General features: G+C 39.7%; 24 protein-coding genes. All 24 read right to left on the reverse strand.

Annotation, left to right across the window (positions count from 1 at the left end):
• Positions 1-21: 21 nt before the first annotated feature.
• Entirely contained in the window at positions 22-1,173 is a 1,152-nt protein-coding gene (locus KSO91_RS00810) for an N-acetyl sugar amidotransferase (protein ID WP_238740365.1), read from the reverse strand.
• Positions 1,174-1,202: 29 nt separating this feature from the next.
• Positions 1,203-3,197, reverse strand: coding sequence for a motility associated factor glycosyltransferase family protein (locus tag KSO91_RS00815; RefSeq protein ID WP_238740367.1), 1,995 nt, complete (start codon positions 3,195-3,197; stop codon positions 1,203-1,205).
• 170 nt (positions 3,198-3,367) lie between these two features.
• A complete protein-coding gene (gene fliD / locus KSO91_RS00820) occupies positions 3,368-5,440 on the reverse strand; it encodes a flagellar filament capping protein FliD (RefSeq protein WP_238740369.1) in 2,073 nt (690 codons plus the stop codon).
• A 182-nt stretch (positions 5,441-5,622) separates the two neighbouring features.
• Positions 5,623-6,003, reverse strand: a complete 381-nt coding sequence (locus tag KSO91_RS00825; RefSeq protein ID WP_238740370.1) for a flagellar protein FlaG — start codon at positions 6,001-6,003, stop codon at positions 5,623-5,625.
• A 93-nt stretch (positions 6,004-6,096) separates the two neighbouring features.
• The gene (locus tag KSO91_RS00830) at positions 6,097-8,058 is read right to left on the reverse strand and encodes a flagellin N-terminal helical domain-containing protein (RefSeq protein WP_238740372.1); all 1,962 of its coding nucleotides are present in this window, start codon (positions 8,056-8,058) and stop codon (positions 6,097-6,099) included.
• Positions 8,059-8,625: 567 nt separating this feature from the next.
• Entirely contained in the window at positions 8,626-9,312 is a 687-nt protein-coding gene (locus KSO91_RS00835) for a MaoC family dehydratase (RefSeq protein ID WP_238740374.1), read from the reverse strand.
• A 67-nt stretch (positions 9,313-9,379) separates the two neighbouring features.
• Positions 9,380-10,084, reverse strand: a complete 705-nt coding sequence (pyrF, locus tag KSO91_RS00840; RefSeq protein WP_238740376.1) for an orotidine-5'-phosphate decarboxylase — start codon at positions 10,082-10,084, stop codon at positions 9,380-9,382.
• Between the two features lie 242 nt (positions 10,085-10,326).
• A complete protein-coding gene (lapB, locus tag KSO91_RS00845; RefSeq protein ID WP_238740378.1) occupies positions 10,327-11,499 on the reverse strand; it encodes a lipopolysaccharide assembly protein LapB in 1,173 nt (390 codons plus the stop codon).
• A gap of 6 nt (positions 11,500-11,505) precedes the next feature.
• Entirely contained in the window at positions 11,506-11,799 is a 294-nt protein-coding gene (locus KSO91_RS00850) for a LapA family protein (protein WP_238740380.1), read from the reverse strand.
• 242 nt (positions 11,800-12,041) lie between these two features.
• Positions 12,042-12,329: an integration host factor subunit beta gene (locus KSO91_RS00855; RefSeq protein WP_238740382.1), complete on the reverse strand. Its 288-nt coding sequence runs from the start codon at positions 12,327-12,329 to the stop codon at positions 12,042-12,044.
• A gap of 87 nt (positions 12,330-12,416) precedes the next feature.
• Complete coding sequence (rpsA, locus tag KSO91_RS00860; RefSeq protein ID WP_238740384.1) at positions 12,417-14,087, reverse strand: 30S ribosomal protein S1; 1,671 nt, start codon at positions 14,085-14,087, stop codon at positions 12,417-12,419.
• Positions 14,088-14,191: 104 nt separating this feature from the next.
• Positions 14,192-14,878: a (d)CMP kinase gene (cmk, locus tag KSO91_RS00865; RefSeq protein WP_238740386.1), complete on the reverse strand. Its 687-nt coding sequence runs from the start codon at positions 14,876-14,878 to the stop codon at positions 14,192-14,194.
• A gap of 51 nt (positions 14,879-14,929) precedes the next feature.
• Positions 14,930-15,706, reverse strand: coding sequence for an MlaA family lipoprotein (locus KSO91_RS00870; protein WP_238740388.1), 777 nt, complete (start codon positions 15,704-15,706; stop codon positions 14,930-14,932).
• A 118-nt stretch (positions 15,707-15,824) separates the two neighbouring features.
• Positions 15,825-17,105, reverse strand: a complete 1,281-nt coding sequence (ccmI, locus tag KSO91_RS00875; protein ID WP_238740390.1) for a c-type cytochrome biogenesis protein CcmI — start codon at positions 17,103-17,105, stop codon at positions 15,825-15,827.
• On the reverse strand, positions 17,102-17,617 hold the full coding sequence (locus KSO91_RS00880) for a cytochrome c-type biogenesis protein (protein WP_238740392.1): 516 nt from the start codon (positions 17,615-17,617) through the stop codon (positions 17,102-17,104). The genes ccmI and KSO91_RS00880 overlap by 4 nt, the downstream gene beginning before the upstream one ends.
• Complete coding sequence (locus KSO91_RS00885; RefSeq protein WP_238740394.1) at positions 17,618-18,160, reverse strand: DsbE family thiol:disulfide interchange protein; 543 nt, start codon at positions 18,158-18,160, stop codon at positions 17,618-17,620.
• Between the two features lies 1 nt (position 18,161).
• On the reverse strand, positions 18,162-20,111 hold the full coding sequence (locus KSO91_RS00890) for a heme lyase CcmF/NrfE family subunit (protein ID WP_238740396.1): 1,950 nt from the start codon (positions 20,109-20,111) through the stop codon (positions 18,162-18,164).
• A gap of 12 nt (positions 20,112-20,123) precedes the next feature.
• Positions 20,124-20,594 carry a cytochrome c maturation protein CcmE gene (ccmE, locus tag KSO91_RS00895; RefSeq protein WP_238740398.1) on the reverse strand — a complete coding sequence of 157 codons (471 nt, stop codon included), beginning with the start codon at positions 20,592-20,594 and terminating at the stop codon, positions 20,124-20,126.
• The gene (ccmD, locus tag KSO91_RS00900; protein ID WP_238740400.1) at positions 20,591-20,797 is read right to left on the reverse strand and encodes a heme exporter protein CcmD; all 207 of its coding nucleotides are present in this window, start codon (positions 20,795-20,797) and stop codon (positions 20,591-20,593) included. The genes ccmE and ccmD overlap by 4 nt, the downstream gene beginning before the upstream one ends.
• 1 nt (position 20,798) lies before the next feature.
• Entirely contained in the window at positions 20,799-21,563 is a 765-nt protein-coding gene (locus KSO91_RS00905) for a heme ABC transporter permease (protein ID WP_238740402.1), read from the reverse strand.
• 29 nt (positions 21,564-21,592) lie between these two features.
• Complete coding sequence (ccmB, locus tag KSO91_RS00910) at positions 21,593-22,261, reverse strand: heme exporter protein CcmB (RefSeq protein WP_238740404.1); 669 nt, start codon at positions 22,259-22,261, stop codon at positions 21,593-21,595.
• Positions 22,254-22,889, reverse strand: coding sequence for a cytochrome c biogenesis heme-transporting ATPase CcmA (gene ccmA, locus KSO91_RS00915; RefSeq protein ID WP_238740406.1), 636 nt, complete (start codon positions 22,887-22,889; stop codon positions 22,254-22,256). The genes ccmB and ccmA overlap by 8 nt, the downstream gene beginning before the upstream one ends.
• Before the next feature lie 209 nt (positions 22,890-23,098).
• Positions 23,099-23,491, reverse strand: coding sequence for a DUF2802 domain-containing protein (locus KSO91_RS00920; protein ID WP_238740408.1), 393 nt, complete (start codon positions 23,489-23,491; stop codon positions 23,099-23,101).
• Positions 23,492-23,503: 12 nt separating this feature from the next.
• Entirely contained in the window at positions 23,504-23,992 is a 489-nt protein-coding gene (locus KSO91_RS00925; protein WP_238740410.1) for a chemotaxis protein CheW, read from the reverse strand.
• Positions 23,993-24,053 lie beyond the last annotated feature (61 nt).

The raw sequence follows: 24,053 nt of genomic DNA on the forward strand, positions 1-24,053 counted from the left end.
GTTCAATTTTTTTTACATTTATTAAAAATAATTTGAAGAAAAGAGAAATTTAGCGCGAAAAGTATTTTTTGATATCTCTCGCAGCCCTTGTATAGCTTGAAAATTATTTTCACCGAGAATTGCTGTAAAGCAATCGAGGTTTGCTATGAACTGTTCCTTTGTTATATTCAAGTATGATAAAAAATCAGGGGTATATTTCCAAGGTACTTGTCCTTCGCTAGAGTCTCTTAATGCTTGGACAGCTTGTTCCCGCGTCATTCGCCCGGCTCGAATTTCAATACAAAGTTGGTCAGTTGCTCGCCCATACCCATATTTAATAAACTTCATATAGTCATGAAGTCCACCAATCCATTTACAATCCAGATTTTCAATATCATTAAAAGCACCTTCTACAGGGCCATCAGGATTTTTATTCCACCCTAAACTGCAGCATAAATCACTATTTCTTTTAGAGTCCCACTTTTCGAAATACCCTAAAAATAACCCTGTAACACCAACCTGTTCAATATCTTCATCGCTGGGATAAATTAACGTTTTAATGCTTTTTAAATCTATACCATCATGAACAACATCTGACAATCTATGACCACTCATCTGAAATTGCTCTAGCCAATTACGATCTAAATAATTATTATCTTTTTTTGCAGCTGGGCCTCCATATTCAAACTGAGAATTTTCCCCCCAGATAAGTAAAGGTATCTTATAATTTACAGCAACTCTAACAGGTGCAGTAAAAATACCGATATGCTCAGGCCAACAACAATCTCCTAACTTAAAGAAACCGAGCCTAACTAATTCCTTATAATTTTTACGGTTTGCTGATATTTGGATTAAATCAAAACCTTGATCTCGTAAGAAATTTAAATTTTTCAAACCAACGTCGGTCAAATCGCAAGGAGTATGAGTAACACAAAGAGGCGTCATCCCATATTTATCTCTCATTGTTATCGCTTGATAACAACTATCTTTTCCCCCACTGACAGGGATAATACAATCATAATCACTACCATCACCACGATACTGATCCAAAATAGATCGAAACTCAGTTTCTCTTTTCTGCCAATCAATGTGGATATGTTTATCAACAGCTGAATGACAAGCATCACAGACACCATCAGTGAAAACCTGCTCGGGTCTCGTTGTTGGCATAATACATTTCGTACAATATCTCATAAAAACTAACCTTGTGTTACATTCGACATTTAGTATTTTGCAGGTTTATTATAATGTGCTTTTAATTCTTCGAATGACCATTTTAAATGTGTGTTCATCGTCATTAAGCAAAATTGAATGTACTCTTCTTGTTGAGTTTGCTCTGAGTATAAATATACGTTGCTCATAATGTTTGCTTGTAAGTAATTCAATGAACCACGCATAAATTTACTGAATAACCTTTTACTTTTAGACTGTTGACAGTCTTCAATAAATTTATACTGAGCGCTAAACATTTCGGATAATTCAACTCTTGAACGTACATTCTGAGAAAAATCAAGTAATTGATTTAAATATGCTTGCATTTTAGGTAATAGCTTTTCAAACTCTTCAAACAAATCAGTTTGTGAATAGTCATTATTATCAAAACTTTCAAGTAGTATTCTTTTAACTAACTCAGATTTATCTTCAAAGTCTTTAAAATCTGGTAAATCATTTATTTGACAAGGTGTAGAAAGCTCTACCATAGCGCCATCACTGGTATTCACACAGTTGATATCAGGGTTTGCTTGTAAAAGCATTTCAAGCATCATTCGCGAACTATCGAACGTTTGCGTGGCAAAGACCTCCCCACCAAAATTCCCTGGAACTTTTAATTGCCCTTTAATAACACCTAAGTCGAGATCTTGATTTGTTTGCTCTGTAAAATATAAGCTGTCTTTAGAATGATGATGATCTTCGCTCTTAAAACCATAGTCGACACCAAACAGATACAAATTTTTAAAACCAAGAGCCACGACCGAAGAGGTGGCTGCATTTGAAACCGTTGGGTTACAATAATATATTTCAGGATATTTCTTGGAAATATAATCTCTAATAAAGAGGCTTCCAGCATCTTCCGGTTTTAATATCAAATGCGCCTGTTTAAACAATTTCAATACTTCTGGGTACACTGTATTCAAACAAATAAGATCAATTTTTTGCAATTGCTCTTTTTTTCCTGCTTTTATTACCCAGTCATACAAACTTGCTGTACGTTCCATTTCAATGTGAATATCAGGAACAATCCCATTATCTAATAATGGTTTTAATGCACTGCCACATGAAATGAAAATTGCTTTCTTTTTATTCGTTTTTAAATATGTAAAACTCTCATCAAGAGATGGTCCATTACCAATAATAAATACAGGTTGGTCTTTTGATTTTTCTTTTGCTGAGGCTAATATTATAGGGAATTTATGTATTCCAATATTAGAAAGTGTATGACTTATTCCAATCACTTCATCTTCACAAAATCCCCAGCCACCGGCATATCGATAAGCAAGGTCATGCACCATTTGGAATGCTTCATTGGTCTGCTCACTTAGATAATGGCGGTAAAGGAACATTTTGGATAGGTTAAAGTAACCTTGACGTTTAAATATTCTCGATATTTCATTTACAAAACCGTTAGCGTTACCACCAATTTGTAATGTTAACTGCCCCCCCCTAGAAAAACATTTTTTTATCATGTCACCAATATCTACACTGTGTAATGTGCAATAAAAACAATCAGGATCAGGTTCATAAACAAAAGCATAGCGAATATCATTAGTGACAAATAAACTTTGTAAATGATATCCCAATCCGGTTCCCATAAAAGCGATAAAATCTATTTGTTCATTTTTAGGGAAAATAGCCGTGTTATTAAAACCGGCTTCTTTTTGACGGCGTTCACATATATTGACAAGCACTTTTTCATGTTCAAAATTATAACTACCATCCTGCGCCACGTGATAAGTCAAGTTATGTGGCTTTTCTAAAAACTCAGCAACTTGCTGATCACTTAATTTTTTAGGATCGCCTTGATAAATTAAATTGCCATTGGAGACAAGATTGAGATGCCCCTTGTCATCAAAAGTTAATTTCACACGCGTTGGGGTATAACTTTCATAGAATTTAAAGACATCTGGCATATATTTCTTCAATACTGCCATATTATTAATAAAAGTTGCGCGTAACACTTTGGTTTGAATATCCAATAAAGGATCAACTTGTGCGGTCATATTAAAACTCACTTCGGGGAGGATGCATTGATTATATCTAATGATTATATAAATATATGCAAGTTGCTATCCACAATTAGATATTTGCGACTAGAAACAAAAAAATGTGTGCTTTATCTGGTAAAAATTTAACAAATAGCACACCAATTGACTATGCCGATAGAACTAGCTTAATTATCTCGGGTGTAACCCGGTAGGGCTTCTAATGCACCGGTAAGGTAGTTCATGGTATTATTTAAGCTAGAAACCGCTATATCCATGGCATTAAAGTCTTTATATAGGCGAGCTTCCAGCTTATCGGTACGATAAATTAAATTCTCTTCCTGTTTTTCGAGATCTTGCATCTTTTTATAAAGTGAGTCGACTTTACTGTCTAACAAGCCTTCACTTAAATCGACATCGCCACTGGTTGATGTCACACTTTTATCTATAATACTGCTCAGCAGATTATTCATGACCGTGGTCATCCCCTCTGCATAGGTAACATCTCCTCGATCCCCCAAGACCCCACCTTCAATCAGTAATTTAATCCCACTTGAATCACCACTTTCAGAAAGTAAAAACTGACCATCACCCAAAGCAGGGACACCAGCAATGCTTCCTTCAACATTCACACCCGCTGTACCCGATTGTACATCAATACCTAAATCAGCTAAGAAGTTAGTGTCCACTTCTGTAAATGCAACGTTAGAGGAGGAGCCATATTTAGTAGAAGTAAATGAAAGTTTACCTGCATCTTCAATCACTTTGATACTGATCCCTTTATCAATAAAGGTCGAGTCTGAGTTTATTTTTGACTGTAACTCTGTCGCCAGATCAGAAATAGAAGCATAAGAGGCCTGAGACAAAGTAATATCGTTAGATAAAATACCATCCATGCGCATTTTAAAAGTGTCGTTATCTGCATCAATAGTCAGATTATTGACAATCAAGCCATTTAAGGTGCCTTGTGTTGCCAGTTGCGTAACCTCTACCGAGTATGTCCCAGGTTGGGTTAAACTATTACTGCTGTCAAAGGAAATAAATGAATCATTGGCGGCACCCGATGCGGTAAAAAAGTTAGCCACACTATCCATATTATTTTTTAGCACATCAGCCAATTTTGTTGCGTCTAACTCCAGTGTGCCGTCTCTTTTTGTTAACATTCCTAAATCAGCAAAGCTTTGTACTGCACCGCCAATATGATCGACACGAGTATTCAGCACGCCACGCATTAGACCTTGTATATTACGCACAGTCGCATCGCCATTAAGAATACCATTTTCAGTACCTTCGCCGTTGAAGGCGGTCAGCTCATTCATTTTAGCAATGGTGCTATTGTAGTTATCAACAAAGGCTTGTATCTGCTCTTCCACTTTGCTGGTATCCTGTGTAATAGTGAGTTTGACTGTTTTACCTATTTCAGTTTCACCGTTGATATTTAATGTCACGCCTTCGATCACACTCGTGATCTCATTGCTATCACGAGCAATGGTAATACCATTCATAATAATTTTTGCATCTTGTGCAACAGAAGTTTGATCTAAATTCTTATCCGCCGCACTGTAGGTAAATCGGGAAAGTCCTAGCCCGTCATTCACTAAACCGCCATCATCATCCGCTACCGTCATTTCCACCGCATTTTGTTCACCAGTCTCTTTACTGGTCAGTACTAAACGATAATTGCTACCATCATTAAGGATAGAAGCCGTAACACTGTAATCCCCCTCATTAATGGCATCTCGCATAGCGGAAAGTGAATTATTACTGCTATCAATAGTCAGCGTTTCGATAGGTTTATCGGCATTAACAGAAAAAGCATCACCAATAAAATCACCATTTACGTCTTTATTGTAACTACCAAAACGAAAAGAAATGACCCCTGTACCAACAGGTTCATTGACACTAGAGAATTTATTCGCTTCAGCTGACACTAAGGTTTGCGATTCGGCGCGCTGCTTAACTTCGAATTCCCAACTACCAGTTTCTGCACCAACACCTAATGTTGTATCCAAAATATCACTGTCGCTACTGGATGAACTGGCCGCTGAAAAGCTTGAACTGCGACCAAGATCGCTGTAAGAGGATTTAAAACTAGAAAGTTCACTGTTAAGCATACCGTAGGCAGAAATCTGCGCAGTGGCTGTTGCCGCTGATTTAGTCATCTTTGCCAAGGCGGGATCTTTTTCAGCGCCAACAATCGCGGTCACGATACTGTTGATATCAAGCCCTGATCCGAGACCTGTTGAGGTAATTGAAGACATGACAACTCCTTACTGTGCAGAAAAATAGTTAACAGAAAAACAGTTCACACTTAACTTAGTAAATGTAACTATAGCAATCCAATTCGTAATAAGATGCAATATTCGCACCATGTAGCTTGAGTTAAGTACCTAAAATAAATAATTTAATTTTCACTATGACTTAAATAATGCGTTTGCAACTATTAAACTTTAGTATCAAATAGGATGCCGACCACATCATCCATTTTTTTACGCAGTACGACTAATTCCTCTGATGGAATTTGGCGAATCATTTCATGTGTTTCCGCATCCGTTACAGAGATGATTTCCTGCCCCAGCTGTTCATCGATAGTGAAAGAGAGATTGCGTTGCATGCTTTGCATAAAGGCATTTATCTCTTGTACCGCCACCTCAACTTCAGCAGGCTTGAGGTCTTTATTTGCATTGGCCGCAGTGATATCGACTGTTTTTTCTGCGTCTTTATTTTCCACTTTTTCGGTTTTATTTGTTGTTGTGGTTGCTGTTTTTTCAGACTCCAAACCGATAAACCCTGTTGCTGATAGTGAGACAGTTAAATCAGACATACACCCTCCAGATTTATTAACCCGTTAATGGCAAAAAAGCCCCCTACGGATAGGGAGCTATTATTTGACCAGATTATAAGCTACCTAGTATTACTAACCAAGCATTGACAATACACTTTGTGATGACGCATTTGCTTGCGCTAACATCGATGTACCTGCTTGTTGTAAGATTTGCGATTTACTCATTTTTGAACTTTCAGCTGCGAAATCAGCATCTTGAATTCGTGAGTTTGCCGCCGAGATATTTTGCGATACGTTTTCTAAGTTAGAAATCGTAGAGCCTAAACGGTTTTGAATCGCACCCAGGTTGGCTCTAGATTCTGTGATTTTATCCAACGCATCATCAATACGGTCGATACTGTTTGATGCATTTGCCGCGCTGTTTACGCTTAGCCCCATACCAACAGCAACTTCACTACCACCTTGCGAGGTTACTCCCAATTTGTCTAATGCTGCATCTTTAAGTGCTTCATCATCTGCTGTACTGGTAATCACAACATCTTTACCCGCTTCACCCGTTAAAGTGAGTTGACCATGCGTAATATCGTCTGTATCAAGGGCTAAACTGTCCACAACAGAGCCAACAGTTACACTTTTCACTCCAATGTCATTACCTGCGTTGGATGTTAGTACCAATTTACCTGTATCTGCATTTGCAGATGCAACAACACCTTGTACACCGGAGGCATTTATCTTAGTAACAAGATCATCCAAGTTTGTCACAGGTGCTGTTTTCAAATCGATGCTCACACCATTAATTTGGAAATTCGATTCTGTCGCTGCAGCAGATATTTGCACCGAGTACTCAACAGTAGTTTTTGCAGAAGCAGTGACCCCTGATTCATCAGAAATCGCATTAACCGCAAAGGCTTTATCGGCAGCAGTTAACCCTGAAACAGCACCTAAATCGACGCCATTAATTTGCACTCCATCATTGGCACTAATTGTACCTGATGTTGCATTTACAGCCATGCCTTTCACTACATCCGATCCGGTTGACTCATTTAGCCCCAATGCTTTTAAACTTGTAGCTGTATTAGCTGCAGTTTCTAACCCAGTTGAACCTATTTCAATTGTTTCGCCACCAGCACTGGTTAATGAAACATAACCTTGGTATGTATCTGCGGTTAGTCCAACATCAGACGCAGCGGCACCAGCGATAACAATCTCATTACCTGTATCATTACTTAATACTAACGCCCCTTCACTGCTCAGAGTTGCCGTTACCCCTGATACATCACGGTTAATTTTGTCCACCAAATCTGAACTACCCGATGTTGCACTAATTGTTGTACCGTTGACACTCAATGAACCGTTTGTAACACCTGAAATACCACCAGTACCTTCGACTGTATTGTAAGCAGATGCCGTTACCCCTGTTAAACCTGTTTTGGTATTAATATTATCTTTCATTGCGGCTGCCGCATTAGCAGACGCAGCTTCAGCACTCAATGTAACGCCATTAACCGTTACGGCACTTGCTATAATTCCACCTGAATTGGCACGACCACCATTTAGCTCACCCGTACCAGATACAGCGTTTAAGTTAAGATCTTTAGTCGTTACTGCATCGATAGAGAAAGACAGGGTTTCACCGGAATTTGCACCGATTTGTAGTGTGGTTGATTTAGTTGAACCATCAAGTAAGTTAATACCATTAAACTGAGTAGTTTCAGCGATACGGTCAAGCTCACCATAAAGTTGATCCACTTCTTTCTGGATTGATGCTCTGTTTGAAGAAGAGTTAGTATCATTCGATGCTTGTACAGAGAGTTCACGCATACGTTGTAGTATGTTGGTCATCTCATCCATTGACCCTTCAGCGGTTTGCGCCATTGAGATACCATCGTTAGCGTTACGCACACCTTGGTTGATACCTTTAATTTGTGATTGCATGCCTGTTGAAATTGCAAGACCAGCCGCATCATCTTTTGCACTGTTGATACGTAAGCCAGAAGATAAACGTTCCATAGCTTGGTTACTTGTTGCTTGTGATTTGCCTAATTGACGCTGTGCGTTCAAAGACATTACATTGGTATTTACTACTGCAGCCATGATGTGCTCCTTGGTTATTTATTTCTGACTTAAGTCGTTTATAAAACTTTTAATCAGTTTGATTAAGTATGTATCTCTTATCGACCGCTTAAAAAATAACTTTAATGTTTTTTTAAACTTATTTTAAACTTTTTTATTTCTTTAACGGTTCATTTCTAAACAGTCGAATGTTCAGACTTAATAACTTTATCGACAGGTCAATAAATAACTTTAGAAGAAAGTCGAAATTAATTTTATTTTTTTACAGCCGCCTGAAGTCCACACCCCTTGCCTGCACTGCAATTCTGGATGTGAACTTTAGTCACACGGGCCGCGGACTTTAGTCGGATTGTTGCATGGTAAGGCATTCAAGCCGCGGACGTCATATTAGATGGTAGGGAATTCGGGGCGCGGACTTCATATTAGATGGTAGGGAATTCAAGCCGCGGACTTCATATTAGATGGTAGGGAATTCAAGCCGCGGACTTCATATTAGATGGTAGGGAATTCAAGCCGCGGACTTCATATTAGATGGTAGGGAATTCGGGGCGCGGACTTCAGTCCGCATTATTGCCTGGTAATATAAATTTAAAAATAAACACGCACCACTGAAACAGCAACACAACCGGGTCGGCGCATATTTTTTATTTCGATGGAGATCTCTTTTTCTATTTCCAGACCGCGTTTAATTGGCGTCACTTTAATTAAACGACTATGGGCACGCACCACACTGCCCGTTTTGACCGGATAGGGGAAACGCACTTGGTTAAGACCATAGTTCACCGTCATTTTTGCATTGGGATAAAGCGGCTTTTCAGGGTTAACACTGTCGGTTAATCGCGGTAATAACGACAGAGTCAAAAAACCATGGGCAATCGTGGTTTTAAAAGGAGACTCTTGTTCAGCTCTAGCAATATCATTATGCAGCCATTGATGATCTTCAGTGACATCGGCAAATTGATCAATGCGCTGCTGAGAAATAGTAAGCCAATCGCCAACATGCACCTCTTCACCAATTTGTCCCCGTAGTTGAAAAAACAGCTCAGTTGCTTCGGGCGAAAGCTGTACTGGTTTTTGGGCAATATTGATGGAACGACCATCTTTTAAAATGGAGTACTCTTTAACCCAAGAAAGTAACTGACTGCGATTATTATTTGCTTTTTTGATAAATAATGAATAATAATCTCGAATCGCAGGCGACATCCACTCTTTAAATTCAAAAGTAAATTTTTCCATAAATTCAATTTTATATTTATTAATATCAATTTTTTTCATTAAGCAATTCCAATAATAAAATAGAAGGCATTAGGCCTTCTATTTATCTGTTAGTTATTAAGTTTAGTTAAGCTAAGCTTGCATTTATCTCATTTAATATCAGCACCGGATTTTTAGCTTGCGTAATCGGGCGACCAATTACTAAATAATCAGCCCCAGCATCTAGCGCTTGCTTTGGTGTCATAATTCGACGCTGATCACCTGCGTCAGCGCCTGCGGGACGAATACCAGGGGTGATCAATTTAAAATCGCTACCCAGTAAGGCTTTTAGTGCAGCAGCTTCATGAGAAGAGCAGACAACGCCATCGAGCCCCGATGACTTGGTTAATAACGCCAAACGTGTAACTTGCTCTGCGGGTGAAAGATTAATTCCCAACTCTGTTAAATCAGACTGATCCATACTGGTTAAAACAGTGACAGCAATAAGTAGGGGCGCCTTTTCACCATAGGGTGCGAGGATGGCTTTAGCAGCTTCCATCATGCGCCGCCCGCCACTGGCATGTACATTCACCATCCACACACCTAAATCAGCCGCTGCTTTCACTGCGTGTGCAACGGTATTTGGAATATCATGAAACTTAAGATCTAAAAAAACATCAAAGTTTTTTGCAACAACTGCCCGCACAAAGTCAGGACCAAAATGGGTAAACATCTCTTTGCCTATTTTTAATCGACAGCAAGCAGGATCGAGTTGATTGATAAACTCCATAGCTTGTTGCTGTGAGGCATAATCTAAGGCGATCACGACTTTTGGATCTGATAGTTGGTTCATTTTTTTCCTTATATTATTTTTTAGCGATCAGCTATCAGCCAACAGCTTTCAGTTAAAAGCAAGGCGTCGATAGCTATCAGGTATTCTAATAAGCTGACAACTGACAGCTAATAACTTCTCTATCTAATAATTGCATTGTGCTAAGTATTTTAATGCAAGTTCAAGGCGAAAGCGCGGAGCTTGGCTTGCCAAGTGAGCACTTTCAACGCAGTAAATTGCTTTAAAAGACGACGCACAATCCATTATTCACCGTCGAGGCCACGAATAGGCTTTATCCTTCCCCAGCTTTTACAAGAAGGGCACAGCCAAAATAATTTTTTACTTGAATACCCGCATTTTTGGCAACGATACTGCGGCCGAAGGGTAATCTGTTCTGAAACTAATTTATGTAAGAAAGATAAACTCTCTTTTTCATTTTCCAACTCTGCCAAACGTAGATGATAAGTCATTAAATGGTTAAAACCTTTCATCGTCGGGTTACGCCGCAACTCTTGTAACATAAACGCTTGTGCTTTATCAATGCTTTGATATTTAGCGATCAATTTAGCTAATAATATAACCGCGCTTGCGCCCCCCCCTGAGCTGACAATCTGATACAGATAAGTGATCAAAGCCTGTTCACTGCCTAGCTGCTGGTGTAATGCTAATAACTTATCTAGAATAACTTCTGTAAAATCAATATCTAGTTCAGGTATCGACTGTAAAATTTGGAGGGCTTTTTGCGGTTTCTGTTGCTGCGAATAATGGTCAGAAAGTGCGATGCTAGCACGGATCCCCTTAGGAAATATATGCACCGCCTTTTGATAAAGTTTTATTCTTTGTTTCTCATCACTCGGTTTTTTTAATTGATCAGCCAAACTGCAGTAAAGATGCGCTAACGTTCTTCTGTTGGTTTTACCTTTAGTCAGTTTATGCAGTAATTCCGCCACTGAAACTGCTTCTTCCCAATCTTTAAGCTGCTGATAAATGAGCAAAAGATTCTCAAGTGCTACATCTTTATATTCGGGGGATTCTTTAAGCTGAATAAATATTTTTTCGCTTCGATCAAATAAACCAGACTGGTAAAAGTCTTTTCCTAATTGCAATAAAGCGAGGTCACGCTGCTCTCTTGTTAAGGCCGGACGGGCAATTAAGTTCTGATGAATGCGAATAGCGCGTTCGACCTCGCCGCGTTGGCGAAATAAATTGCCTAAGGCGAGATGGGTCTCAATGGTTTCATTATCAACTTCTAATAAAGCAATAAAATGATCAACCGCTTTGTCGGGTTGCTCACTTAATAAAAAGTTCAAGCCTTTTACATAATCTCGGCTAAGTTTATTACCTTTTTTTTGATTTTTCTGATAAACGCTTCTTACCCCCATATACCAACCATATAAGGCGGCCACTGGGAGTAAAAGAAAGAATATCTCTTGCACTAAGAATTACTCTTTTTCAAAAGTATTGGCGATACGTAGTTGTTCAAGCTCTTTATACTGCTTTTTATTAATTTTGCATAACTTCCTGTTTATTACTTTTAATTTCAAATAAAAAAATACGCCAAAAATAACTGCAACGACAAATCCCAGCAAAAACGTAATAGCCAATAGCGTCGAAAGCCGTATTTCACTTTGTGCAACTAAATAATCAACATTCATTAATTGTTGATTTTTCAAACCAAGAACAATAGCAATAACAAAAAGAAAGACCGTAACAATTAGCGTTAGAAAGCGTTTCATGGCAACACCTAAAAGAAAAGTATGAATGTAACAGTGTATTATAAATACATTTTGGAATAAATCATTGATATAGATAGTTTGAATATTTTTACTTAACGACTCCCCCGCACGACTCATTAGATGATCTATTGAAGCGTCAAAAAAATGAATAAAAGCAAGCAATCAATCGCAGTAGCTAGGGTTCTACTTGAAGGGGAAAAATAGTAGGTAGAAAAATGGTGCTATAAAAGCACCATTTTTAATTAAGCATTTGCGGCATTTACTCGCTCTCTCAATGCTTTGCCTGGTTTGAAATGAGGTACATATTTCCCCCCTAGTTCAACTTTCTCTCCCGTTTTGGGATTACGTCCAACGCGTGGGGCTCGAAAATGTAATGAAAAACTACCAAAACCTCTGACTTCAATTCGCTCACCATTAGCCAGTGAATGAGTCATTAACATCAGTATCTCTTTTACACTATCCTCAACTTCTTTAACCGACAATTGAAAGTGCTTGCTGGTTAGTCTTTCAATCAGATCAGACTTAGTCATAACTTACCTCGTGTTCATAAATGAATGCAGTAAACCGACTCCAGTTAATGCTAATTAAGGGCAGCAGACAAGCTGCTGCCTGATTAATTATTTGCCTTTAGCAGCATTAAACGCGTCAAGCATTGCATTACCCATGCTTGCTTCGTCTTGTTGTTTTAAGCTATCAATCGCTTCTTTCTCATCAGCTTCATCTTTCGCTTTAACAGAAAGGCTAATTACGCGGTTTTTACGATCTACACCAACGAATTTAGCTTCAACAGACTCACCCGCTTTTAGTGCTGTAGATGCATCTTCGATACGCTCACGAGAGATATCAGCTACACGAATGTAACCTTCAACGCCGTCTGCAAGTGTAACCGTTGCACCTTTTGCATCAACTTCAGCAATCGTACCTACAACAATAGCGCCTTTTTTGTTTTCTGCTAGGTAATTATTGAATGGGTCTAAAGCAATTTGCTTGATACCAAGAGAGATACGTTCACGCTCTGGGTCAACTTGTAGTACAACAGCTTCGATTTCATCGCCTTTTTTGTACTCAAGAACTGCTTTTTCGCCTTCAACATCCCAGCTGATATCAGAAAGGTGCACAAGACCATCAATGTTACCGTCAAGACCGATAAAGATACCAAAATCTGTAATAGATTTAATCTTACCAGATACTTTCTGACCTTTATCATGAGTTGAAGAGAATTCTTCCCATGGGTTAGGTTTACACTGTTTAAGGCCAAGAGAGATACGACGACGTTCTTCGTCAATATCAAGCACCATTACTTCAACCATGTCACCAAGGTTAACAACTTTAGATGGGTGAATGTTTTTGTTTGTCCAGTCCATTTCTGAAACGTGAACTAAACCTTCAACGCCTTCTTCGATCTCAACAAAACAACCGTAATCAGTCAAGTTAGTCACTTTACCTGTTAAACGAGTTGCTTCAGGGTAACGCTTAGCAATTGCTACCCATGGATCTTCACCAAGTTGCTTAAGACCTAATGATACGCGAGTACGCTCACGATCATATTTAAGTACTTTAACGTTGATTTCATCACCAACATTAACGATTTCACTTGGATGTTTAACACGCTTCCAAGCCATATCTGTAATATGTAGTAGGCCGTCAACACCGCCTAGATCTACGAAAGCACCGTAGTCTGTTAGGTTTTTAACGATACCTTTAACGTCTTGACCTTCTTGAAGGTTCTCAAGTAGTTCATCACGCTCAGCACTGCTTTCAGTTTCAATAACAGCACGTCGAGAAACAACAACGTTGTTACGTTTTTGATCTAGCTTGATCACTTTGAATTCAATTTCTTTGTTTTCAAGGTGAGCAGTGTCACGTACCGGACGTACGTCAACTAATGAGCCAGGTAAGAATGCACGAATACCGTTTAATTCAACAGTGAAACCGCCTTTAACTTTACCGTTAATAACACCGATAATAGTTTCTTGGTCTTCGTATGCTTTCTCAAGCTGGATCCAAGCTTCATGACGTTTCGCTTTTTCACGAGAAAGTTTAGTTTCACCGAAACCATCTTCCACAGCGTCAAGTGCTACATCACATACATCGCCTACAGCAACTTCTAATTCGCCAGCTGCATTTTTAAATTCTTCAACTGGGATTGCAGCTTCAGATTTAAGACCTGCATCAACGAATACTAGGTTGTTACGAATTCCTACGATTGTACCTTTAACAATCGTACCCGGGCGAGTTTCTACCTGTTGAAGAGATTCTTCAAATAGTTCAGCAAAAGATTCCATCATCTATTTATTCACACTTATTTTATACAACCACATACAATCCATTAGTAAGGGAGGCAAGAAAGATTACCACTTCATCCATAAAGTAGTATTTTAAAAGCAGTGGATTATTCCACTGCCAAGTTTAATTTAAGTTTAGTTAACTCAAGAACCTGATTAACAACTTCATCAATAGTTAATAACGTTGAATCGATTACCAATGCATCAGCAGCAGGCCGCAAAGGCGCTACAGCGCGATTTCGATCTCGATAATCTCGTTCTTTTATTTCGCTTAAAATTTGCGCGATGTTAACATTAAAGCCTTTATCTTGCAACTGATTAAAGCGCCGTAAGGCCCTCTCTTCAGCGCTAGCATCTAAAAATATTTTCACTGGCGCATCCGGGAAAACCACGGTCCCCATATCACGGCCATCGGCAATTAACCCTGGCTCTTGGCTAAAGTTTTGTTGTCGAACCAGTAGCGCATCGCGAACCACCTGCAATGATGCAATTTGAGATGCTATTTTACCGATCGTTTCTGTACGTAATTGATCGCCAACGTTTTCACCCGATAACAGCGTATCGACTCCGCTGCCATTAGATTGGAAAGAAACCTCTAAGTTTAGGGCTAATTCAGCTAATTCAGCGGCATTATCTAAACTCACTTTTTGCTGTAATGCTGCATAGGCTAAAATCCGATACAGGGCACCGCTATCAAGCAAATTCCAATTCAGTTTTTTTGCCAAAATATGACAAACGGTTCCTTTTCCTGAGCCACTTGGGCCGTCAATGGTAATTAAATTAATGTGGACCACTCCCTAATGTTAGTTTGCATCTATCTGTATTGCTTTTAAAGACAGAGCAACTTAATTGATTTCATCCATAAAGTCTTCCAAATCAGCATTCAAAGTCTCTTTTTTCTGTTGTGATTTTGGTTGCATCGACTGATTGATATTTTCATTATGCGAATAAAATTTAAATGCTTCATATTGTATATAAGTTTCTTTAATATAGATGTAAGGATCAAGTGACTGTTCAAGAAGTGGCTCTTTCCCTAGCACGCTTTCACGCTTATCTAAACCATCAAGTCCCATGAGAGTATACGTTTGCCAAGTGGTAAAGTAACTGCCTGGAAAATACAGCCCATCAACGACGTTCCCCACCAGTTTACGAGTACTACTAGGCCCTAACACAGGAAGCATTAAGTAGGGTCCATTTGGCACTGACCAGCGTCCAAGTACATTGGAAAAAGTCTCACGGCGGCGCTCAACGCCCATTTTTTCAGCCACATCTAAAAATCCCAATAGGCCAAATGTTGAATTAACTGAAAAGCGAAATAACGCTCTCACTGAATGCTTAAGCTCTAGTTGAACTAAATTATTAACCATGGTTGATGGCTCGTCAAAATTGTGAACGAAATTGTTAATCGCTTGACGCCCTTTTCCCGGTACCCAATCGACATAGCTTTGTGTTACCGGACGATAGATATAAACATCTAAAACTTGGTAGTTAAAATCCCAAATCAGGCGATTGATAGGTTCGATGGGATCGCTCATTTGATGCTGAGAATCACCATTTGCCGTTTGTGCCACAGAAAAGCAGGAAAACAGGAAAGAAAAAATAAAAAAAATTCGTTTTAACATAAAAAAATAATATTCCCCAAAGAAAAAGAAAGTCAGTATATTTGATAAATACCCGCTATCCAACTAAAAAAGTATAGACTTATACGCGCATAATTTATTGGCTATAAAATAAATCGTTTTATAACGGTTGCGCAATATGCACTTTAATCGCCCCCTTTTCACCGGTTTTTATTAAATCGCTCTGCCCTTGCCACTTCCCTGAGGTAATACTGCCGTCTGATGAAATGCGCGCCTTAATAATAAATTCAGGATACAAGCTGAGTTTATTCCCTGCCACCATAGAATTAGCATCAGAGAGTTCAACCGCAACAGGAAAGCGGGTTATCTTAATTTTCACTGCTGCAATGGGCATCTTTGCGCCGACTTGTTGCGCAAAAACAAATAAGTATCCCGGCTCAGGAATAATCACTCTGTCAGCAATTGAAATTTGTACTTGATAAGTTTGTCCCACCGGCGCGGCAAGGCGCTGCTGCGTTGTAGGCTCAATCGTCGCGGAATTCGGTGTTGCAGAGACGGCGCGCGCGATTATCTGTTTTTGAGCATAAGCGATACTGTCATGCAAAACAGTCGCCTGCTCTGAATTGTCATCAACTAACGTTAACATCTTTTGCCAACGCACAATTGCCGTACTAAAATCATCTTCCTCAACTGCCATAAACGCATACATTGACCAAGCCTCTATATTATGGGGTTGTTCTTTTAACAAGGACTGTAACATCGCTTTGGCTTGCTCTTTATCATACTCTTCGCCTTGCATTTTCAGCTGAATATAGACAAAACGAATAGCATTTGAATTAGGCTTTAATTGATAAGCTTTTTTAATTGCATCTAAAGCCATGTCTGCGTCTTTAAATACCATGGCTAAACGACTATATAGTAACCAACCATCGGCATCATCAACTTGTGTTGTAAGATGACTACGTAGTCCAAGCATAATATCCCGTAAATTTTGCTCGCTTGGGCGGATATTTTTATCGTTGAACAATTCATCCTGAAGTGCGGGATAACGCTGTAGTACGCTCTCCCAGTTAGCGACCTGCTGATAGGACCCCACTGACCAATATAAAGCAACGCTGCCTAAAATTAAAACCACTAAACCTGGGAACCATAACCGGGTGTTTACTTTGCTTTCTTTTTTTGATCGTTTTGGATCGGTATCATCGAGTAAATTATACTGCAACTCACTAATCATTTTATCTTTGTCTATGATAAGACCTTGCGCATCGTCCTGCTCAATTTCGGCTAGGCGGATCTCATATAAATTACGATTAAGTAAATCTCGGCTAGATAGGCGATGACGGTCACCGCGTTGAGCGTTGTGCGCTACAAAATGAAAAATCAAAACCGCACAGGCGATAACCAGCAGTAATATTGCCCCCAACCAAAACTGTAAAATCATTGCTTATTTTCCTCTCGCCGTTTTTTATCAGAGCCTACTTTTTTTGCTAACATTTTTTGTAAGCGCGCCGACTCTTGCTCATCTAATGGGTCATTTTGTTTCTTCTGTGTTTTTATTTGGCTCAATAAAAAATAGAAGGCAAGTAAAATAAAAATAAGTGGGCCTATCCATAAAAAGATAGTCGCGGGAGTCATTGGTGGATCGTAACGCACAAAATTACCAAAACGGGCCACCATATAATCGATAACCTGTTGCTCACTCTTCCCCTGTCTAACCAACTCGTAGGTTTTGTTGCGAAGATCTTTCGCTAGTTGCGCATTTGAATCAGCAATATTTTGGTTCTGACACTTAGGGCAACGCAACTGTTTACTTAAATCATAAAAAAGTTGTTCTTGCGCAACATTATCAAACTCGAAAGTATCAATAGCGCTATACGCCAGCGAACTAAAACAAAAAAAGAGCGAAACCACTAGAGGCGTTAAATATATCGGCTGTAAATTTAATCGCATCATCTACTCCATCTCATTAAAACGTGGCAAGACAGTATCTTGCCAATTGTTTTTATTTAAGTCACCCACATGGCGATAACGAATAATCCCTTTGCTATCGATCAAATATGTTTCTGGTGCGCCATAAACACCCAGATCCAGTCCTAACATGCCATTTTTATCAAACAAGCTTATTTGATAGGGATCCTGTAAATCAGTTAGCCACTTAATTGCTTTACTGCGTTCATCTTTATAATTCATTCCTATAATGTAAACCCCCTGCTCAGCTAATTCATTTAAGAAATGATGCTCGGCATAGCAGGTAGGACACCAAGTTGCCCATACATTGAGCAGCATCTTTTGCCCTTTAAAGATCGCTGCATCGTACTGTTTTTCATGGTTATAAAGATCTTGCAGGGTGAAACTAGGAACACGTTGCCCGACCAAGGCTGAGTCTAGTTTGCGCGGATCGGTTCCTTTGAACAAAGGTGCAGCTAAGAAATATATACCAATAACAAAAATAACTAATGGTGCTGATAAAAAGAGCTTTTTGCGTGTATTAGCCATTTCAAAAACGCTCCTGTAGCGGCTTAGTTCGGTAACGACGATCCAATATCATCAGCACCCCAGCCAGTGCCATCAGCAATGGACCAAACCAGATCCAGCGTATAAAAGGTTTGTAATAGATGCGCACCGCCCATGCCCCATCCGGCAATACCTCTCCCATCGCAATGTACAGATCACGCGTAAAACCAGCATCAATAGCCGCTTCCGTCATGGGCATTCTTTGCACCGTATAAATCCGTTTTTCGGCCTTCAAAGTGGCAATCAAGTGATTATCTTTACGCACTGAGAATATGCCCATATTGCCCGTATAATTTGCTCCCTGCACGCTTTGTAGGCCATCAAAATGGAAATCATAATGCTCAAAAGCGATGCTCTCCCCAATAGCTAATTTCACATCTCGCTCAATGGAATAGTTTTGTGTCATCGTGATTCCTATGACTAAAACAGCAAAACCCGCATGTCCCAAGCTCATCGCCCAATGGCTATTACTTAATTTTATTAAGCCTTTCAATAGGCTAAAACGATGCGTTGCACGTAGATACAACTCATAGCAGTTTGTACACAACATCCAAAAGCCCAGAAAAATACCCAGCAATGCAAGCCAAGTAAAGTGCGAGGCAAACGACACTAAAAATAGAACAGTCAGCACAACACTCAATATAAGCAGGCTGCCAAGCGGCTTAGATAATTCAGATAGGCTTTGGCGCTTCCAGCGCACCAAGGGGCCAACACCTAAAAACAATGAAAATGGCACAATCAATACGCTAAAGATACGGTTAAAGAAAGGTTCACCGATTGAAATACTGCCGAGCCCGATCTCTTTATGAACAAGCGGTAATAAAGTTCCTAATAAAACAACAATCAGTGCGGCGATCAGCAGAATATTATTAGTCAGTAGCATGCTTTCACGTGAGAACAGTTCAAAACGGCCGCGACTTTTCACTTTTGAAGCTTGCACAGCATACAGCAGTAATGATCCTCCAATGACCAAAATCAAAAAGCCAAGTATAAACAGTCCTCGGGCAGGATCACTGGCAAATGCATGCACGGAGACCAACACCCCAGAGCGCACTAGAAAGGTACCCAGTAGGCTCAGTGAAAAGGCACTAATCGCCAATAAAACCGTCCATGATTTAAACACACCGCGTTTTTCACTCACCGCTAAGGAGTGAATTAGCGCAGTTCCCGCAATCCAAGGCATCAAAGAGGCATTTTCCACGGGATCCCAAAACCACCAACCGCCCCAACCTAACTCCGAATAGGCCCACCAACTGCCTAGCGATATGCCTAACGTTAAGAAAATCCAAGCCGCCATTGTCCAAGGACGAGACCACTTTGCCCAAGCACTGTCTAAGCGCCCTTCCAGCAAAGCAGCAATAGCAAAAGCGAATGCTACGGAAAACCCAACATAACCCATATAGAGCATAGGAGGGTGAATAATCAGACCGATATCTTGCAACAGTGGATTCAAATCCCGTCCATCAACAGGGAAATACGGTAAGGTGCGAGAGAAAGGGTTGGACGTTAATAAAACAAACAGGTAAAAGCCCAGCGATAACAGCCCCAAGACCGCCAGCACTCTAGCAACAGACTCAATGGGCAGGCGTTTACTCAACAGCGCAACCGCCGCACTCCAGAATGACAGTAAAAACACCCATAATAAAAGAGAACCTTCATGCGCGCCCCATACTGCGGACAGACGGTAATACCAAGGCAATGCCGAATTGGAGTTGGTCGCAATATAGGCGACAGTAAAATCATTGATTAGAAAAAGGTAGCTTAAAATAAGAAATGACAATAGGACAAATAAAAACTGTAAAACAGTCAGTATTTTTGCCGATTCGATAGCGCTTTGCTGGCGAGTATAAATTCCGTAAAACGGATAAACGGTTTGTAAGAATGCCAGCATACACGCGATTGCTAACGCAAATTGACCCATTTCAGCAAGCATTAAACAGCCCTTTTATTTATTACTATTAATTTTAAGATGATCCAACCCTTTTAACGCATCAGATACTTCGGGCGGCATATATTCTTCATCATGTTTAGCCAGTACTTCAAAGGCATTGATTTGTGTTGCATTGATTAATTCGCCTTGTGCAACGATGCCTTGCCCTTCCCTAAACAGATCCGGTAAAATACCGTTAAAGAAGACAGTCACGCTCTCCCCACCATTATCAATCAAATCAAAACTCACTTTTAAATTGCTAGGGTCGCGCTTGACTGTATTGGGCACCACCATTCCGCCAATCCGCAATCGTTGGCCAATTTCAGGCTTGACACCTGTTTCATTCTTACCTTTGATAATTTCTGAGGGTGTATAGAAGAGATCTATATTTTGCTGCAGAGCATACAAGACTAACGCAATGCTAACGGCTAAACCGGTAACTAATAGAGAGGTAATTAATAACCGTTTTTTACGCCTTGGATTCATAATATACCCTCTCTGCTCGGTGCGTTTTTAATGCGTTGCTGACGAGCAATGCGCTTGTTAAGCATTTTTATAATTTTGTTTTTTCTATTGATGGTATTGATTATCAGAATAATTAAGGAGAGAAAAGAGACACAATAAGATAGCCACACATAAAAGCCATAACCTCCCATAGAAAAAAAATCTGCGATTGAATTAAATGCCATTTTATTTATCCTTCTGTAAACGTTGCGCATCGTCAGTTTCTATTAATCGCAAAACCCAAGGTCTGTGACTTTCCCTCGCTAGTATTTCATTGCGGAAACGCATTAGCATCAGTGTCCCCAAGAAGGCAGCAAAAGCGATGATCATAATAATTAGCGGCCACAGCATTTCAATAGCCATCGACGGTTTTTCAAATTTACTGATGGTTGCTCCTTGATGTAGCGTATTCCACCACACAACGGAATAATGAATTATTGGTAAATTAATCACCCCGACTAAAGTAAGAATAGAAGCGGCACGCCCTGCTAACACCTTGTCTGAAAATGCATTATATAAAGCAATAATACCAAGATAGATAAACAATAAAATCAGTTCAGACGTCAAACGGGCATCCCAAACCCACCATGCGCCCCACATAGGTTTACCCCATGCTGCGCCAGTAAATAAAGCGATAAAGGTAAAAACAGCACCAACAGGGGCTGTTGCAATAACGGTTATTTCTGCCAATCTAATTTGCCAAACTAATGCAACAAAAGCTGCCATGGCCATGCTGGAATAAGCTGCCATGGCCATCATAGCAGCGGGTACATGTATATAAATAATTCGAAAACTATCACCCTGCTGATAATCAGCTGGCGCAAATAATAATCCCCACACAGTCCCCACTATAAAAGTAATGGCACTAAAGATAATAAACCAAGGCAACAATTTGCCAGCTAACTGATAGCTTTTTTCAGGCTTGGCATAAGGGTGTAAGCATTTCCACATAATTATTCTCTGTCTATATTAATCAATTTTCAGCTCACACTAACACGCAAGGATGCGGCTATAGCAAAAGGAGCAAATGTAACTGAGGCCACCAACATCGCCCCTAGAAGTGCAAGTAACCCTAAATAAGATTGCCCATAAGCTGCCGCTTCAATCGCCATTGTAGAAAATATCAAAATGGGAATGCTCAATGGCAACATAATCAGACTCAGCAAAATCCCGCCTTTACGTAATCCAACGGTTAAAGCGACACCGATCGCCCCCAGTAAGCTCAAAATTGGCGTGCCAATTAATAATGTTAATAATAATGCATAATAAGTATCCATATTAAGGGATAAAAATATGCCTAATAGCGGTGATACTAACAGAATAGGCAGACCAGTTAGCAGCCAATGCGCAAAGACTTTAGCACTCACTATCCACGCTAGGGGGTAAGGGCTTATCATTAATTGCTCAAGTGAACCGTCAATAAAATCATCTTTAAACAAACGCTCAAAAGATAAAAGCGCAGCCAACAATGCAGCTACCCAGATAATACCAGGAGCAATCCGTTTTAATAAGGCCGGCTCAGTACCAATAGCTAAAGGGAAAAGCATCACAACAATAACAAAAAACCAGATCGGATTTAAAATATCACTTCGACGCCGGAAAGCGCCTTTAAGCTCTTTACTGACGACCTGTAAAAAAGCATTAAACATATAAATCATCCACGGCCGCAATCAATCTTATTTTTGATAGCAAACTTGCATCGATTGACAGATCTTGATGTGTCGTCAATAAAACAATACCGCCATTTTTCACATGCTCGATAAACAGCGCTTCTAAAACAGTAATGCCCAGTTTATCTAGCGCGGCAAAAGGCTCATCAAGTACCCATAATGAGCTGTCATTAAGCCATAAACGAGCTAATGCGACACGTCGCTGTTGTCCGGCTGAAAGTTGCGAGGTAAGAATATCTTCGTAACCGGCCAATCCTACCTTCGCTAAAATATCCCATAAATTAAGATCTAAGCGGCTGCTTTGCATTGCTTGAAAAAACTGCAGGTTTTCTAATGCAGTTAATTCCGCTTTGATCCCTGTTTTATGCCCGAGATAGAGAAGCTGTTGATAAAAAGATTCTCTATCTATTGAGATATCTTTTCCTTGCCAAAAAACATTTCCTGCATAAGCCGTTGATAACCCTGTAAGTAAGCGCAAAAGCGATGTTTTACCCACACCGTTTGCCCCTTCAAAATGGACTATCTCACCCGAGTTAACGGTAAAGCTGAGATCTTTAAATAAGATCCGCCCCTCACGGACGCAAGTTAATTTTTTGCAGTGAAGCATCAATATGCCCTAACAAATAAAATGGAATAATTACACTACAGTTAATAGAGCAATTGTTTTTTTTGATCCTAACACAGATGATAATGCTAAGTAATAAACATAAAGCGTTAATATGAGAAACCCTTTGTTCTATAAAACTAGTCTATAAAACAAATGGTTACACCTACATTTAATAGGGGATTGGCGGGAGAAACAGATCGGCAGCAGAATTATTTTTTATGCAAATTAATCAGTAATTCAGCCTCCGCTTTCGGCAATTCACATTCCGCCATTAACTCCTCAATAGACGCGCCTAGCGCAACCATTTTAGCGGCTCGAGTATAAAGTCGATTCTCGGGCGCCTGCGCAACAAAGTTTAGCTGGTTTTCCTGAGTCTGTTTTACGACTAAATCTAACTGCTGAATTTTTTTCCCCATTCCCACTGCGCCAGAGTGGAGCTCCGTAAATTGTCGCTTAAAGGATTCATTACTTGCGAGCAATGATTTGACCAGCAGTTGCAACGCATCAGCTTTAGTGGTTAATTTTTTTATCCAGATACAACTGATAATAAAAAATACAATGGCTAACAGTAACGCTAGCCATGTGATATATGCTAAATACATTTATTGCTCAATCTATAAAATACTTAATTCATCCCACTCTTCATCGCTGAGTAACTTATTCAAATCAACCAAGATAAGCAAACCGTCGTCGCGATTAGTCACACCTTGAATAAACTGTGAACTTTCTTCTGTACCAACATGTGGGGCATCTTCTATCTCTGATTTTTTCAGGTAAACGACTTCAGCAACGCTATCGACTAAGATACCAATGACCTGTTTTTCAGCTTCAATAATAACAATACGACTATTATCGGTGATTTCTGAGGAAACCAGGCCAAATCGAGCACGTGTATCAATAACGGTGACCACGTTGCCCCGTAAATTAATAATACCTAATACATAATCAGGGGCGCCAGGTACTGCCGCAATTTCAGTGTAACGTAAAATCTCTTGAACCTGCATTACATTGATACCGTAAGTCTCATTTCCTAATTGAAAAGTGACTCGTTGGAATACTTCGTCATCTGAAACCTTATTTGATGCTTTGCCATCTCTATTCATAATATTCTCTGCTCAATTTAGTGAGTTAATGAGTTCATCTTAGTTGTTAATTTTGATTTTT

This window comes from Psychromonas antarctica (assembly GCF_022267535.1).
Classification (GTDB): domain Bacteria; phylum Pseudomonadota; class Gammaproteobacteria; order Enterobacterales; family Psychromonadaceae; genus Psychromonas; species Psychromonas antarctica.